13 protein-coding genes and 1 pseudogene are annotated in these 14,418 nt (G+C 67.3%); 2 read left to right on the top strand and 12 right to left on the bottom strand.

Going from position 1 to position 14,418, the window contains the following annotated elements; translation table 11 throughout:
- Positions 1-7: 7 nt before the first annotated feature.
- The 8 genes and pseudogenes from AAFL97_RS01415 to AAFL97_RS01380 form a co-directional block, all read right to left on the bottom strand.
- Positions 8-1,312, bottom strand: coding sequence for an NtaA/DmoA family FMN-dependent monooxygenase (locus AAFL97_RS01415; protein ID WP_341643430.1), 1,305 nt, complete (start codon positions 1,310-1,312; stop codon positions 8-10).
- Positions 1,313-1,345: 33 nt separating this feature from the next.
- Positions 1,346-2,170, bottom strand: a complete 825-nt coding sequence (locus tag AAFL97_RS01410; RefSeq protein ID WP_341643429.1) for an ABC transporter ATP-binding protein — start codon at positions 2,168-2,170, stop codon at positions 1,346-1,348.
- A gap of 15 nt (positions 2,171-2,185) precedes the next feature.
- Positions 2,186-3,238: a FecCD family ABC transporter permease gene (locus AAFL97_RS01405; protein ID WP_341643428.1), complete on the bottom strand. Its 1,053-nt coding sequence runs from the start codon at positions 3,236-3,238 to the stop codon at positions 2,186-2,188.
- Positions 3,239-4,243 carry a FecCD family ABC transporter permease gene (locus AAFL97_RS01400; protein ID WP_341643427.1) on the bottom strand — a complete coding sequence of 335 codons (1,005 nt, stop codon included), beginning with the start codon at positions 4,241-4,243 and terminating at the stop codon, positions 3,239-3,241.
- A gap of 5 nt (positions 4,244-4,248) precedes the next feature.
- Positions 4,249-5,235, bottom strand: a complete 987-nt coding sequence (gene fepB, locus AAFL97_RS01395) for a Fe2+-enterobactin ABC transporter substrate-binding protein (RefSeq protein ID WP_341643426.1) — start codon at positions 5,233-5,235, stop codon at positions 4,249-4,251.
- Between the two features lie 14 nt (positions 5,236-5,249).
- Positions 5,250-6,587 (bottom strand): TonB-dependent siderophore receptor, encoded by a 1,338-nt coding sequence (locus AAFL97_RS01390; protein WP_341647071.1) that lies wholly within the window; start codon positions 6,585-6,587, stop codon positions 5,250-5,252.
- 409 nt (positions 6,588-6,996) lie between these two features.
- Positions 6,997-7,215 (bottom strand): annotated as a pseudogene (locus AAFL97_RS24520) (TonB-dependent receptor plug domain-containing protein); the annotation flags it as partial.
- A gap of 378 nt (positions 7,216-7,593) precedes the next feature.
- Positions 7,594-8,493 (bottom strand): AraC family transcriptional regulator, encoded by a 900-nt coding sequence (locus AAFL97_RS01380; RefSeq protein ID WP_341643424.1) that lies wholly within the window; start codon positions 8,491-8,493, stop codon positions 7,594-7,596.
- On the opposite strand from AAFL97_RS01380, the gene AAFL97_RS01375 reads away from it, so the two are divergent.
- Positions 8,492-8,716 (top strand): hypothetical protein, encoded by a 225-nt coding sequence (locus tag AAFL97_RS01375; RefSeq protein ID WP_341643423.1) that lies wholly within the window; start codon positions 8,492-8,494, stop codon positions 8,714-8,716. The genes AAFL97_RS01380 and AAFL97_RS01375 overlap by 2 nt on opposite strands.
- A 39-nt stretch (positions 8,717-8,755) precedes the next feature.
- Here AAFL97_RS01375 and AAFL97_RS01370 read toward each other — a convergent pair whose 3' ends face one another.
- Positions 8,756-10,381 (bottom strand): AMP-binding protein, encoded by a 1,626-nt coding sequence (locus tag AAFL97_RS01370; RefSeq protein WP_341643422.1) that lies wholly within the window; start codon positions 10,379-10,381, stop codon positions 8,756-8,758.
- Positions 10,382-10,570: 189 nt separating this feature from the next.
- Between AAFL97_RS01370 and AAFL97_RS01365 the strand changes: the two genes are divergently transcribed.
- Positions 10,571-11,956 (top strand): aminotransferase-like domain-containing protein, encoded by a 1,386-nt coding sequence (locus AAFL97_RS01365; RefSeq protein ID WP_341643421.1) that lies wholly within the window; start codon positions 10,571-10,573, stop codon positions 11,954-11,956.
- A gap of 44 nt (positions 11,957-12,000) precedes the next feature.
- Here AAFL97_RS01365 and AAFL97_RS01360 read toward each other — a convergent pair whose 3' ends face one another.
- Genes AAFL97_RS01360 through AAFL97_RS01350 form a run of 3 tightly spaced genes read right to left on the bottom strand, consistent with a single transcriptional unit; the run spans position 12,001 to position 14,376 of the window.
- The gene (locus AAFL97_RS01360; RefSeq protein WP_341643420.1) at positions 12,001-12,936 is read right to left on the bottom strand and encodes an aldehyde dehydrogenase family protein; all 936 of its coding nucleotides are present in this window, start codon (positions 12,934-12,936) and stop codon (positions 12,001-12,003) included.
- Positions 12,866-13,456, bottom strand: a complete 591-nt coding sequence (locus AAFL97_RS01355; RefSeq protein WP_341643419.1) for an aldehyde dehydrogenase family protein — start codon at positions 13,454-13,456, stop codon at positions 12,866-12,868. Before AAFL97_RS01355 ends, AAFL97_RS01360 begins: the two co-directional genes overlap by 71 nt.
- A 50-nt stretch (positions 13,457-13,506) precedes the next feature.
- Positions 13,507-14,376: a transporter gene (locus AAFL97_RS01350; RefSeq protein ID WP_341643418.1), complete on the bottom strand. Its 870-nt coding sequence runs from the start codon at positions 14,374-14,376 to the stop codon at positions 13,507-13,509.
- Positions 14,377-14,418: the final 42 nt, after the last annotated feature.

The following is a 14,418-nucleotide window of genomic DNA, read 5'->3' as shown; positions in this document are numbered from 1 at the left end:
TCATACGCTAAGCGATCCCCATATTCTCCGCGAACGTCTCTGCCGTATATCCGCGCCGGAATCTGCCCACCTCCACCAGCCTGGGCACCAGTTCATCGAGCAGCAGATCCAGCGACTGCAGGGCGCCGCCCGGCAGCGCGATGAAGCCGTCGGCAGCCTCGGCGCCGATGCGCTCGATGATTTCGTCGAACGCATCATCGACCGTGCCGACGACGATCCAGTGGGCCGAACCCGCTGCTTCCGGGCGGGAGAGCAGATCGTTCAGGCTGGGCCGTTCGCGGACGACCAGGCGGCGCAGCAATTCGACGTGGGTGGGACTGCGCGCGCCGGCCGGGGGCTCGCCCAGCATGGCAGGCGTGATGGCTTGGTCGGGCGCGAGCTGCGCGAGGTCCAGCCCCAGCGCCTGCGAGACGTAGGTGAGCTTGCGCGTGCCGTCCTGGCCTGCGTGGGTGGTTTCGTACAGCTCCCGCGCCTGGGCGCGGCTGGCGCCCAGATAGAGGCTGAGGCCGGGCAGCACGCGCACGGCGTCGGGCGAGCGGCCACACCCGGCGGCACGCCGGCGCAGGTCCTGGCGTAGCTGCGTGCCACAGGCGACGTCGGGCGCGGCGGCAAACACGGCGTCGGCGACGCGGGCGGCGAAGTCACGGCCGGCATCGGAGGCGCCAGCCTGGAAGAGCGGAATGCGCCCGCCCGCGCGTGCAGGCACGTTGAGCGGGCCACGTACACAGAAATGCTCGCCTTCGTGGCCGATGGCGTGGATGCGCGAAGTGTCGGCATAGCGCCCAGTTCGACGGTCGGCCAGGACGGCTTCCTGCGGAAAGCTGCGCCACAGTGCGCGCACGACCTCGGTGAACTCGCCGGCCTTGCGGTAGGCCTCGGCCGACGTCGGCATCGGGGCGCTGCCGAAATTCCAGGCGCCGTCCAGTGCGGTGACGATGTTCCAGCCTGCCCGCCCCGCGCTGATCCGGTCCAGCGACTGGATCTGGCGGGCGACGACGTAAGGCGGGTTGAACGAGGTGGCGGCGGTGGTGACGAGGCCGATGCGCGAGGTATCGCGGGCCAGTGCGGCCAGGAGCAGGGTGGGATCCAGGCTGCTGAAGCCTGGGCCGTGCTCGAGCGCCGGCACGTCGATGAAGAGGGCATCGGGGCGGAACACGAAGTCCAGGCAGGCAGCCTCTGCACGCCGGGCGACGCCGGCATAGAAGGCGGGATCATGGACTTCTTCCACCCGGCTGGCAGGGTGGCGCCAGCCACCCGCGGACAGCCAGGTGGCGGCCAGGGAAAGTCCGATGCATAAAGAGGAATGGGGCATGGCAGGCTCCTTGTTCCGGGTCGATGAGGGATGTCAATCCGCGTGCGTATCTGCGCCGGCCATCGGCACGACCAGCGGCGAACCGGTGACCGGATCGGGGATGACCACGCTGCGGATGCCGAATAGCCGCTGCACCAGTTCCGGTTCGATGATCTCGGCGGGCGGCCCGACGGCTTCCACGGCCCCTGCCCGCATGGCGACGATGTGGTCGGCGTAGCGTGCAGCCTGGTTCAGGTCGTGCAGGACCATGACCAGGGTCTTGCCGTCCTGGCGGTTCAGGCGGCGGCACAGGTCCAGCATGTCGAGCTGGTGGGCGATGTCCAGATAGGTGGTGGGTTCGTCCAGCAACATGAGCGGTGCATCCTGGGCCAGCGCCAGGGCCAGCCAGACGCGCTGGCGCTGGCCGCCCGAGAGCGCATCGACCGGGTGGTCGGCCAGTTCGGCCAGGCGGGTGCGGATCAGGGCCTGCCGCACGGCAGCTTCGTCTTCGGCCGACCATTGCCGCCACAACGACTGATGCGGATGGCGGCCGCGCGCCACGAGCTCGGCCACGCGGATGCCGCCTGGCGCCAGCGGAGACTGGGGCAGCAGCCCGAGCCGGATCGCCAGTTCACGCGCCCCGTAGCGGCGGATGTCCTTGCCGTCCAGCACGACCTGCCCCGCCTCCGGCGCGAGCAGACGCGCCAGTGCCCGCAGCAGCGTGGACTTGCCGCAGGCATTGGGGCCGACGATGACGGTGATGCGTCCGCGCGGAATGGCGAGATCCAGGCCCTGGCAGACCAGATGGCCGTCGTTGGCCAGCCGCAGGCCATGTGCCTGCAGCGCGGGAATAACGGTATCGGGAGGCAATGAGGTCATGCGGGAAAGGCCGTCTCAGGCGCTGCGGCGGCGCGTGAGCAGCCAGATCAGGTAGATGCCGCCGAGCAGGCCGGTGAGCTTGCCGATGGGCAGGTTGAGTTCCAGGGGCTGGCTCTGGCCCAGCAGATCGGCGGCGGCGACCAGACAGGCACCCATGGCCGCCGAAGCCAGGACGGGCGGCCCGCCCGCGTCGAGCAGGCGGCGGGCGAGCTGGGGTGCGGCCAGGGCGATGAAGGCAATCGGCCCGGCCGCACCGGTGGCCAGCGAGGCCAGCATCACGGCACAGAGCACCATGCCCAGCCGCAGCCTTTCCACCGGCACGCCGAGCTGGCTGGCGAGGTCGTCGCCCGTTTCCAGGATCGCCAATCGGCGCGCGCACAGCAGCACCGGCGGAATGAACACCACGGCCGCGCCGATGGCCAGCCAGGCGTGGGTCCAGGCGCGCGCGTTGAGTGAACCGGCCAGCCAGAGATTGGCCAGGATCGCGTTGTCCAGATTGCCTTTGGCGAGCAGCAGGCCGTTGACGGCGTGCAGCATGGCGCCCGCGCCGATGCCGATCAGGACCAGGCGCTGCGATCCGATCCGGCCATTGCGCCGCGCCAGCAGCCAGACCACGGCTGCCGTGAGCACGCCGCCCGCCGTGGCGCCCAGCGCCGCCCCCGAGATGGAAGGGCCGTACAGCACGATCTGCAGCAGGGCGCCGGTGGCCGCACCGGTCGTGAAGCCGATGAGATCGGGCGAGCCCAGCGGATTGCGCGACAGCGACTGGAACACCGCGCCCGACACACCCAGCGCCGCGCCGACGAACAGCCCGGTCAGCACACGCGGCAGGCGGATGTCCAGCAGCAGGCATTCGCCTGCCGTGGCTGCCTGGCCGCCGATCCAGATCTCCGCGATGCGGGCCAGCGTCAGCCCGCCGCGCCCCATGCCCAGCGCTGCCACGCCCAGGACGAGGGCCAGCAGCAGGAGCATCGCGCAGACCGCCGCTGCGCGCGGCCGCGCCGCGATGGAGAAGCGGCCCAGCCGCCAGGCGATCGGCAGCGCAGCGCAGTTGCGTGGCGCGGACATCTAGCCGGCTCCCATGCGGCGCCGCGCCAGCGCGATGAAGACGGGTCCGCCGATGAGCGCAGCCATGATGCCAGCGCCGGCCTCGGCGGGATGGATGATCATGCGGCCCAGCGTGTCGGCGGCCAGCAGCAGGCAGGCGCCGACCAGCGCGGCGCAGGGAATCAGCCGCCGGTGGTCCGGGCCGCAGGCGTGTCGTGCCAGGTGCGGCGCAGCCAGGCCGATGAAGGCCAGCGGCCCGGCCGCGGCAGTGGCGGCACCGGCGAGCAGCACGATGGCGAGGGCCGCGCCCAGCCACACCAGTTGCGGCCTCGCACCCAGTGATTTGCCGAGGTCACGCCCCAGGGCGAGTGCGTCGAGCGGGCGGGCCAGGGCCAGCGCCGCCAGCCAGCCGAGCAGCATGGCCGGCAGGACCGCGGCCAGCACCTCCATGCCGCGTCCCTGCAGCGAGCCGGTCGCCCAATGGCGGAACTGGTCGAACACGCGGTCGTCGCTGTTGAGGGTGACGATCTGGGTCAGCGCGAACAGCACTGCGGACAGCGCCGCACCGGCCAGCACCAGGCGCAGCGGATCGTGGCCGCGATGCAGCCCGCCAACGAGGTAGACGGCGATGCCGGCCAGCGCCGCACCGCAGAAACCTGCCGCCATCTGGCCAACCGGGCCATAGGCGCCGGCCCAGGCCACCGCGGCGACGATGGCCGCCGCCGCACCGGCGGTGACGCCCAGCAGGCCGGGGTCGGCCAGCGGGTTGCGGGTCAAGGTCTGCATCAGCGCCCCGGCCGCACCCAGCGCGCCGCCGGCGAGCAGCGCCAGCAGCGTGCGCGGCACGCGCAGGTGGCGCAGCAGCAGATGTTCGCTGTCGCCGGCATCGAAGGCAGTCAGGGCTTGCCAGACGGTGGCGGCAGCCAGCGGACGGGCGCCGACGGCCAGGCTTGCCGCGGCCAGCAGCAGGATGCCGGCCAGGCCGGCGGCGGCCAGGATCGCAGGGCGGCGGGTGTCGGCCGGCATGCGCATCAGCGGGCGGCGAACCGCGCCAGCAGCCCGTCGATGATTTCGCCGGCGCTGTAGGCGTCGATGCGGAACGAGTTCCTGCCCAGCCCGTAGACCTGCCGGGCCCGTACCGATGGCAGGTTGGCGAGCACGGGATCGCGCAGCATCGCGGCGGCGCCGGTGTCGTCCGCGCGCAGCACGAAGGTGGTCTGCGCGGTGAGGCGGGTCAGGGCTTCATAAGGCGCCCAGACGAAGTCGCCGGCCTGGCCCAGCGCGCCGTGCCAGGCAGGATCGGCGGATTCGATGCGAAAGCCCAGTGCCTGCAGCAGCCGCGCGTGCGGGCTGTTCGCGGTGGCGATGGGGTTGTCCACGCCGGGACCGTTGTAGCTGACGATGTTGGCCAGGCCTTCCGGAATCTGCAGACGGGCACGGGCCTCTGCGACCCGGGCGTCGAAGCGCGAAATGGCATCACGAGCCTCGGCCTCCATGCCCAAGGCCAGGCCGAGCTGAACGGCCAAGCCCTGCCAATCCTGGCGGCCGTAATCGACCATGATGGCGGGGGCGATGGCTTGCAGGCGGTCGAACTGTTCGCGGGCCGAATCGGCGCCGTTGCCCGAGACGACGATGAGATCGGGCTGGGCGGCATAGGCGGCCTCGAGATCGACCTGCCCGGCCGGCCACAACCTGGTCACGCCGCGCTCGCGCGCCACCGCAGCCCATTGCTCGAAGAATGCGCCATTGGCGGAACCGGCGCTGGCGGCAAGCGGTGCGCCAATCGCCAGCAGGGTGCCGGTCGCGGTGACCGACGTCGACAGGATGCGGCGCGGGCGCCGAACAATCTCGGTGACCGAGCCATCGGCATTCTCGAAGCGGCGCGGCCAGCCGGGCGCCGCGGTGCCGGACTGCGCAGCCGCCGTCGCCCGGCGGCCGGGATGCAGGGCCAGCAGCGAGGCGGGAAGCAGCCACCGCGCTGCGGCGAGCGCGGGGACACCTGCGGTAGCCGCCGCCATGAAACTGCGCCGTCTCACCAGCTCAGCCTCGCATTGGCCATGACCGTGCGCCCGGTGCCGTAGTAGCACGAGGTGGCGGCGGTGCAGGTGGCGACGTAGCGCTTGTCGGCCAGGTTGCTGGCGTTGAGCGACAGGCGCAGGTTCATGTTGCCGACCTTGCCGACGTCGTAGCGGATCGCCGCGTCGTACAGCGTGTACGAAGGAATGTGCAGGTAGTTGGCCAGATCGCCCCGGGTCGCCCCCACGTAGCGCGCGCCTGCGCCCACGCCCAGCCCGCGCAGCGGCCCGCCCTGGATGGTGTAGTCCATCCACAGCGAACCCATCCAGTCGGGCACGCGGACCATGCGGTTGCCGGTGTAGCCATCGTTGTTGCGGACGACCTCGGAGCGCATGCGCGTGAGCGCGCCGATCACGCTGAACCCGGGCTGCGGCGTGATGCGGCCTTCCAGTTCGATGCCGCGCACGCGCACCTCGCCGGTCTGCACCTGGAAGCTTTCGTCGGCGGCGTTGCGCGGATCGGCTGTCAGCACGTTCTTCTGCGTCAGCTCATAGGCCGAGAGCGTGATCATGCCGTCGATGCGGGCCGGCTCGTATTTCACGCCGGCCTCCCATTGCTTGCCGGTCACGGGTTTGAAGCTGCCGCCCTCGCGTTTCGTGCCAGCGGTGGGCTGGAAGGATTCGGCATAGCTCAGATAGGGCGTGATGCCGTTGTCGAACAGATGGCTCACCCCGGCACGGCCGGTGAAAGCCTCGTCGCGCGTATCCTGCCGCATCCCATTCAACCGATTGAGCGAATCGATGCGGGTCTTGTCGTAGCGGCCGCCCAGCGTGAAGCGCCAGCGATCCAGCGCAATCTGGTCCTGCAGATAGATGCCGGCCTGGGTGTCGGTTTCGCGGGTGGACATCTGGGGAAGCAGCGTGGGCGCAAAATCGTAATGGGTATGGACCGGATCGTAGACGTCGATGGCAATGGCGGCGGGCGAGACCTGCGCGGCATGGCGCAGGAAGGTCCAGTCGCTTTCCTGCCAGTCGAAGCCGGCCACCAGCGTATGGACTGCCGCGCCGGAGCCGAACGTACCCTCCACCCGGGTATCGATGGTCAGCGCATCGGAATCGCCGACGCCCTGCACCGCGCGCCGCTGCAGGCTGCGGCCATCTATCAGGGTTATGAAATCGGTGAGCGGCGCACCGCGCCTGCCATTGCCCACGGTGGCCCGGTAGAGCGAGTCCACGTGCGTGTAGCGGGCGTTCTGGCTCAGCTTCCAGGCATCGTTGAACTGATGTTCGAGCTGCCAGCCCGCCGCCCAGATCTCGCGGTCGTACGTTCCAGTTCGGCTCGCCCAGGAAGGTATCGTTCTTGATGTAGCCCCTGGCGCCCTTCACCACCGTGCCCTGATAAGGCAGGAACTGGAAGGTGCTGCCGCCGCTGTCCTTCTGGTAAAGGCCTTGCAGCGTCAGGCGGGTGGCGCCGTCGTTGAAGCGCAGCGTGGCGCTGGGTGCGATGAACCATTGCCTGTGGTCGGTATGGCGGATCTGCGTATCGCCGTCGGCATACAGGCCGACCAGCCGCCACATCAGATTCCCGTCGCCATCGGCGCCGCCGATGTCGAACGCCGTCTGCCCGCGTCCGTGGCCGTCGACCTGCAGTTGCAGCACCTGCTCCTGGTCCAGCCTGGGCCGTTTGCTCACCTGGTTGACCATGCCGCCGGGCGCCAGTTGTCCGTAGAGCACGCTGGACGGCCCCTTGAGCACTTCCACCCGCTCCAGGTTCCAGGTATTGAAGGAGGTCCGGTTCCAGCTCAGGCTGCTGTCGGATGGCGCTCGCAGCCCGTCGAGCATGACGTTGGCGCCGAAGCTGCCCGCGTCGAAGCCACGGATGTACAGGTCATCCACCCGGTTGTCGATGCCCTGGCTTTCCGGCAGCACACCTGCGGTGTAGCGGGTGGCTTCGTTCAGGTTCTGCACGCCGCGCTGGTCCATTTCGCGACGCTCGATCACCGATACCGATTGGGGTACTTCGACCAGCGGCGTGTCGGTCTTGGTCGATGCGCCGATGCTGTCTGCAGGCCGATAGGCATTGACGGTGACCGGCGCCAGCATGACGGACGTTTCTTCGGCGTGGAGCGCGCCGACATGGACGAGCAGTCCAGCCAGCAGCGGATAGACCGCCGCATGGCGGGAAAGGACGGCCGCAGGCGAATGAAGCAAGGCGGGGGGGTCGTGGCGATGGCCGGCACGAAGCATCTCCTGGGGGTCAATGAGAGTGGTTCTTATTCATTTTTCCATGGAGATGCGAGGCAAGCCTTCGTGTGAACGGCAGAATTCTTCGCGATAACGGCAATGTGCGCAGCGCGCGGGCTAGAGACCTGCGCGCACCTGCCTGGGCGTCAAGCCGAACTGGCGGCGGAAGGCAGTGGCAAAGCTGCCGGGGTTGGTATAGCCGGCCAGTTCCGACGCCTGCGCCACGCTCAGTCCATCGCGCTCCAGAGCATGGCGAGCCAATGACAGGCGTTCGCGCTGCAGGAAATCGAACACCGTCATGCCCATCGCTTGCCGGAACTGCCGCTGCAGCGTGGTGGCCGTGGTGTTTGCGTGCCGGGCGATCTCGTCGATGCTGAGCGGCAGGGCTGCGTTTTCGCGCAGCCAGCACCTCAGTTCGAGCATGCGCCGGTGGACGGCCGGGCGCAGCGGTCCGCCCGGTGCTGCGCAATCGCCGGCCTGTGTCCGGGAAAACGCCTCCATGACCAACTCGATGGCACGGCTTTCCAGATACATGCCGGTCAGCATGGACGGCATGAGCGGCGGCTGCAGAAGCTGCTCGGCGAGCACGCGTGCCTTGCTGGAGGCGGTCCACAGCCGAGGTTCCAGGTGCGCGGGAAGGGCCGGCGTGCGGTCTGCCCGGGCACCAAAGGATTCTTCCAGCCATTGGTGACCCAGGCCGATGCAGATACGCCGCGACCAGTCGCCCCGGTGCGCGACTCGCCGGCATTCCTCGGGCTCGTGCAGCACCACCATGCCCGCATCCGCGCCCCGGGCATGCGCCAGCTTCAGCCCGCGCCCGCCGTAGGCGACATCGATGGCGCCATCCAGCACCATCACGATGCGTACGCCTTCGTCCACCGTGGCTTGCCGGGACACGCTTTCATCGTGCATGTCGCAGGCGGAGTTCAAACTGAGTCCGGGCCGCAGAACACGATTCAGCCGCAAGCGCTGCATGGCGACCGGCTCGCGGCGCACGCCGTTCGGGACGAGGGGCATGGCAGAGCCTGATGGGGTCAAGGGGAAATCAGTTAATAATAATGATTATCAATTACTACCGCAAGCCCGTCACCTTTGTGCGCAATCCAGTGGTTGCGCCATGCTGCGCTCGATCTGCACCATCACAAGCTGGACGAAGCCCATCGAAATCCAGGCTGCCAGCCCCGATCATCTACACGACGACCTGAGCATCGAGGGCTTGCGCCATCATGCCGCCAATTAGTCCAATCCTCGTCAGGCTCACCCCCTCCCCCACACCAGCTCAATGCGGACGAAGGCGCAGCTCGCGGCGCAGCACCTTGCCCGTGGTCGTGCTCGGCAGTTCGTCGAGGTACTCGATCAGCCGCGGATACTCGTGCCCGGCTAGGCGCGAGCGCACGTGCTCCTTCAACTGCCGCGTCAGTTCGTCTCCGCCGGCGAATCCATCGTTGAGGACGACGAAGGCCTTCACCAGTTCGGTCCGCTCGGGATCGGGGACGCCGACCACCGCGGCCTGCCGCACCGCCGGGTGCCCGAGCAGGCAATCCTCGATCGGCCCCGGCCCGATCCGGTAGCCGGCACTGGTGATGATGTCGTCGTCGCGTCCGATGAAGCGGATGAAGCCGTCGGCGTCCATCTCGCCCTGGTCGCCCGTCAGCAGGAAGTCGCCGGCAAATTTCTCGCGGGTCGCCGCCGGGTTGTTCCAGTAGCCGAGAAACGACACCGGGTCGGGCTGGCGAACGCCGATCAGCCCGACTTGTCCCGACGGCGTCACCACCCCGCTCGCATCGACGATGCGCACGTCGTGTCCCGGCACGGCCTTGCCCATCCAGCCGGGTCTGGCGGGAAACGAGCGGCTGCTCGACGACACCACCATGTTGCATTCGGTCTGCCCGTAGAACTCGTTGATCTCCACACCGAGGACGGCCCGCCCCCAGTCGAGCAGTTCGGCGCCGAGGCTCTCTCCGCCGCTCGCGACCGATCGTAGCGCCAGGCCGTAGTCGTGATCCCTGCGCGTGCCGGCGCGCAGGAGCTTCAATGCGGTCGGCGGCAGCATCACGTTGCGGACACGGTGCCGGGCCATCAACGACATCGCCTCGGTGGCGTCGAACTTCTCGAAACGGCGCGCGACGACGGGAATGCCGTGGTGCCAGGCGGGCATCAGCACATCCAGCAGCCCGCCGATCCACGACCAGTCGGCCGGCGTCCACATCAAGTCGCCGAGCTGGCCGAGGCCATCGTGCGACATCTCGACGCCGGGGAGATGGCCCAGCAGCACGCGCTGCGCGTGCAGCGCGCCCTTCGATTTCCCGGTCGTGCCGGAGGTGTAGATGATCAACGCCGGATCATCCGCGGCCGTGTCGGCAATCGGCGCATGCGTCGCGGCACCGCGTCGAAGCGCGTGGAAGTCCTCGGCACCATCGGCGGGCCCATCGACACACAGCACCCGCTTGAGATGCGGCAATCTCGCACGGACCCGCTCCAGCTTGCCGATCGACTGGCGGTCGCCGATGAAGACTTCGGCTTCGCTGTCGGCCAAGCGGTGCTCGATTGCTTCTTCGCCAAACAGCGGAAACAGCGGAACCGCAATGGCCGCCGATTTGTAGATGGCGACGTGGCAGTACGCCGTCTCGGGGCGCTGCGGAATCATCAGGGCCACCCTGGTTCCGGGGACGACACCGGCATCGCGCAGCAGGTTCACCGTCTGATTCGACAAGGCCTCGATGTCCTGGAACAAATAGCGCTCGATGGACTTTCCATCGTCGTGGATGAGCGCCAGGCGATCCGGGCCAGCCGCCCATTTCGTGCATGCGTCGAATCCCATGTTGTAGCGAACGGGAATCTCCAAAGCAGATGTCGCATGCCCTTCAATGGAACAATCCACCTCGTTGCTTGCCAGTTTCTCCATTTCATCTCCACGCAGTAAGATAGGCACGACAAGATTCCAGCAGGAATGGAAGAAAAGATTCGAGGATCATTTCCGGGACAAGAACCTTCCCGACCGCCAATCAGCGAATCACGCTAGCAAGAAGACTGCGGCCGAGGAAGATACAGTCGCGGAAAACAGTTGCTCACGACATCCCGAGCCGATGACGCCATGAAACAGAAGAACGCCGCGGAAAAGATCGCCCAGGACATTTCGAAGCAGATACAGTCCGGTTCGCTGAAGAAAGGCGACAAACTCCCGTCGTTGCGAATCTACGCACGGCTCTACTCGCATTCGCTGAATACCGTCATTGCTGCCTTCGAGCTGCTGACACAATGGCAATTGGTCCAGGCCCATCGGGGCAAGGGCTTCTTCGTGATCGGCAGTCCCAGACAATTCCCAGACGGTGACGAGAGCGCACCGCCGCAGGCATACCAGCGCGCCATCGACACCATCTGGCTGATGCGCCAGCAACTGCTGCAGGCCCCGGGCGAATCGAACCTCAGCATCGCATTGCCGCCGCCGCATTGGCTGTCGGAAATGCGCATCGACAAATTCCACCGACAGATCACGCGCAACGGCATTGCCGGGCTGTTCCGCTACGGCAGCCGCTACGGCAACCCGAACCTGCGTTCCCACATCAACCGCAAGCTGGCCGCCCATTCGATCGGCGCCTCCGAGCGCCAGATCATGACGACGCACGGCGGCAACCACGGGCTCGACCTGATCATTCGCCGCTATGTATCGGCCGGTGATCCGGTTTTCGTCGAAGAGCCGGGCTATTACCCGCTATTCGGCAAGCTCCAGTTGCAGGGCGCGCGGATGATCGCCATTCCACGCCTTGCCGACGGCCCGGATGTCGAAATACTCGAACACAAGCTGCGCACCGAACGCGCCCGCCTTTTCTTCATCCAGTCGTCGGGGCAGAACCCGACCGGTTCCGATATCAGCGAGGAAAAGGCGCGGCGAATTGCGAAGCTCGCCGCCATGTACAATCTGCTGGTCGTCGAAGACGATGCCGTCGCCGACATCAAGGTCAATTCCGCACCGAAGATATCGGCGGTGGATAATCTCAAGAACACGCTTTACGTCGGCAGTTTCTCCAAATCGCTTTCCGCATCATTGCGTGCCGGCTTCATCGCCGGTGACGTCAACCGGATCGAGGAACTGGCCGACATCAAGATGCTGCTGCATGTCAGCGGCTGCGAATACAGCGAGCGGATTCTCGACGTGATGCTGAGCGAGGGGCATTTCCTGCGCCACGTGGTCCGCCTCCAGGAACATGCCCGCAGCGCCACCCGGGCCGGCATCCGGATCCTGAAGGATCTCGGCGCCGAACTGTTCTGCGAGCCCGAGCAGACGCTGTACCTGTGGGCGCGCTTCCCCGGCATCGACGACATGAACGCGTTGACACTGCGCCTGCTGCCCAAGGGCGTCGTTCTCGCGCCCGGTTCGATCTTCATGCTGAACCCCCGCTCGAAGTCGCCCTGGACCCGGCTGAACGTCGGCTACCTGCAGGACCCGCTGTTCATCGAAAGCATGCAGGCCTGCCTGTGAAACCGGCGGGTGGCGCGGACCGCATCCGCGCCGCCCGCCGACGGTCATCCCCCCCGCGCGACGTGGATGACGTGGCGATCGGTGAACTCGTGGATGCCGTCGAGGCCGAACTCGACCCCCAGGCCCGACTGCTTGCGCCCGCCGAACGGGATGTCCGGCGCCAGTGCGAAATGGGTATTCACCCACGTCGTGCCGCTTTCCAGCCGCGCGGCGATCCGGGTTGCACGTTCGATGTCCTTGCCCCACACCGAGCCGCCCAGCCCGTACTGCGTGTCGTTGGCGCGGCGGACCGCGTCGTCGATCGACGAATACCTCAGGATCGAGCGGATCGGGCCGAAGGTCTCTTCGCGGACCAGCGGACTGGCTTCGTCGATGTCGCGCACCACCGTCGGCGGCACGAACCAGCCCTTGCCCTCCGCCGGCTCGCCGCCCGCGATCACCGTCCCGTCGCGCCTGGCGACGTCGAGCGAACGCAGCACCGCTTCATACTGGCGCCGGTTCTGGATCGGCCCGTACTCGGTCTTCTCGTCGAGCCCATGGCCGACGACCGCGGACCGGGCCAGTTTCGCGAACGCGTCGCAGAAGCGGTCGTACAGCGCATCCGGCACGTAGATGCGCTTGATGTTGATGCAGACCTGCCCCGAGTTCATGAAGGCCCAGGTGAAGATGCCCTGGGCCGCCGACTCGACGTCGGCATCGTCGAGCACGATCGCGGCATCGTTGCCGCCCAGCTCGAGCACGATGCGCTTCAGCGTCGGCGCGCCGCTGGCCATCACCTGCCGCCCCGCCGCGGTCGATCCGGTGAACGAAACCTTGCCGACGTCGGGATGGCTGGAAAGGCGCGGGCCGAGGCTGCCGTCGTCGCCGACGATATTGACCACGCCCGGCGGCAGGATGCCGTGCAGGATCTCACCCAGCAGCATCGCGTTCAACGGGCTGGTCGGCGCCGGCTTGACGACGACGGTGTTGCCGGTCAGCAAGGCCGGCACCAGCTTGTAGCACGGTCTGGAAGAACGGGAAATTCCACGGAATGATCGCCGCGACGACGCCGATCGGCTTGTACTGGACCTCGACGTAGGCCTGCTCGTCGTCCTGCAGCACGTCCGGCTTCAATTCGACGCCGGCGACCTGGCGCGCCCACATCAGCGAGAGATCCACGTCGGCGCGGGCGGCCGTGATCGGCTTGCCGACCTCCAGCGTGATGATCCTGGCGATCTCCTCGCGGCGCGCCTCGATCGCATCGGCGATGCGGTGGATCAGCGCGACGCGTTCGGCATGCGCCACGTTCTTCCAGCCATCGAACGCCGCCTTGGCCGACGCGACCGCCTGTTCGAGCTGGCTTGCGTCGGCTGCCGGGGCATGGGCGATGATTTCCTCGGTCGCAGGATCGACCACCGGGATCGACGACGCACCGTCGACCAGTTCGCCGTCGAGCAGCATCGCGTAGCGCCGAACGCCTTCGGCCTGCACGGCCGCACCGGGGTTCAGATCGTTTTTCATGCTTTGTCTCCTTCGAATATTTCCTTGTTTCCACTTCTGACGGTTTGCCCTCAGAGTGACCAGACCAGGCGGAAATTGAGCGAATTCCCGGCCGGTCGATTCTTGCCATCCACCGTGTGCAGCAAGTGAACCGAGGCGCTCGCCTTGTCGAAATGGAACATCACCCCGCCCAGGACGTCGGTCTCGCTGTTGGCTGGGTTGATCGCCGACGCCTTCTGGTACTCGTAGGCGACGCCGACGTAAGGTTCGACGAGCGGCGAGACACGATAGCCGAACAGATGCTCGGTCGACCACGACTTCCCGGCCTTGGCGCCCTCCTTGTTCGACGTCCCCGGGAAGTTCCAGATCACGTCGCCGGTATAGTTGAACTTGCCCAGCTGCACATCGATGAAAACGGAGTTGGTGAACTTCCAGCTGTCGCCGCCGCCGACATCGCCGTCGCCGACCGGGAGCTGGAACAGAAAGTCGGTGCCGACCGTGACCTCGTCCGACAGCTTGTACCAGATGTAGGGCGCGACGATGGGGTCGCCCACCCCGCTCGACGAAGTCCTCGCCGTGCGGTTGCGCGCGCCGATCACCGGCACGATCAACTCCCAGGCGTAGCCGAAGTTCGGATTGCTTTCGAGGGTCCAGCCGCGCGAATACTTCAGCAGCGAGACCATCGTCTCCGTGCGGTCGGAACGGCGCTTGTCGCCCTTGGCGTCGAAGGCCCGGTCACCCCGTTCCAGGTAACCATAGACGAGAAACACGTCGAATCCATCGGGGACGTTGGAAGGCAGCGCATATTCATGCGGCGCGATGAAGCTGCGGCCCGTGGCCGCCTCGCTGTCCGTCGCCGCAAGCATTCCGGCAGCGCCGGCAACGCAAGCCAGCCCCAGCAGCCGCCCGATCGACGGACGTTGTTGACGTTCTTCGTTCATTTTTTCACCTCGTGACGAGGCCACCACCCCCGCGAGATGCGG

Source organism: Thauera sp. SDU_THAU2 (assembly GCF_038260575.1).
Classification (GTDB): domain Bacteria; phylum Pseudomonadota; class Gammaproteobacteria; order Burkholderiales; family Rhodocyclaceae; genus Thauera.
The sequence above is the reverse complement of the archived record's forward strand: the minus strand, read 5'-3'. Positions and strand labels throughout refer to the sequence as shown.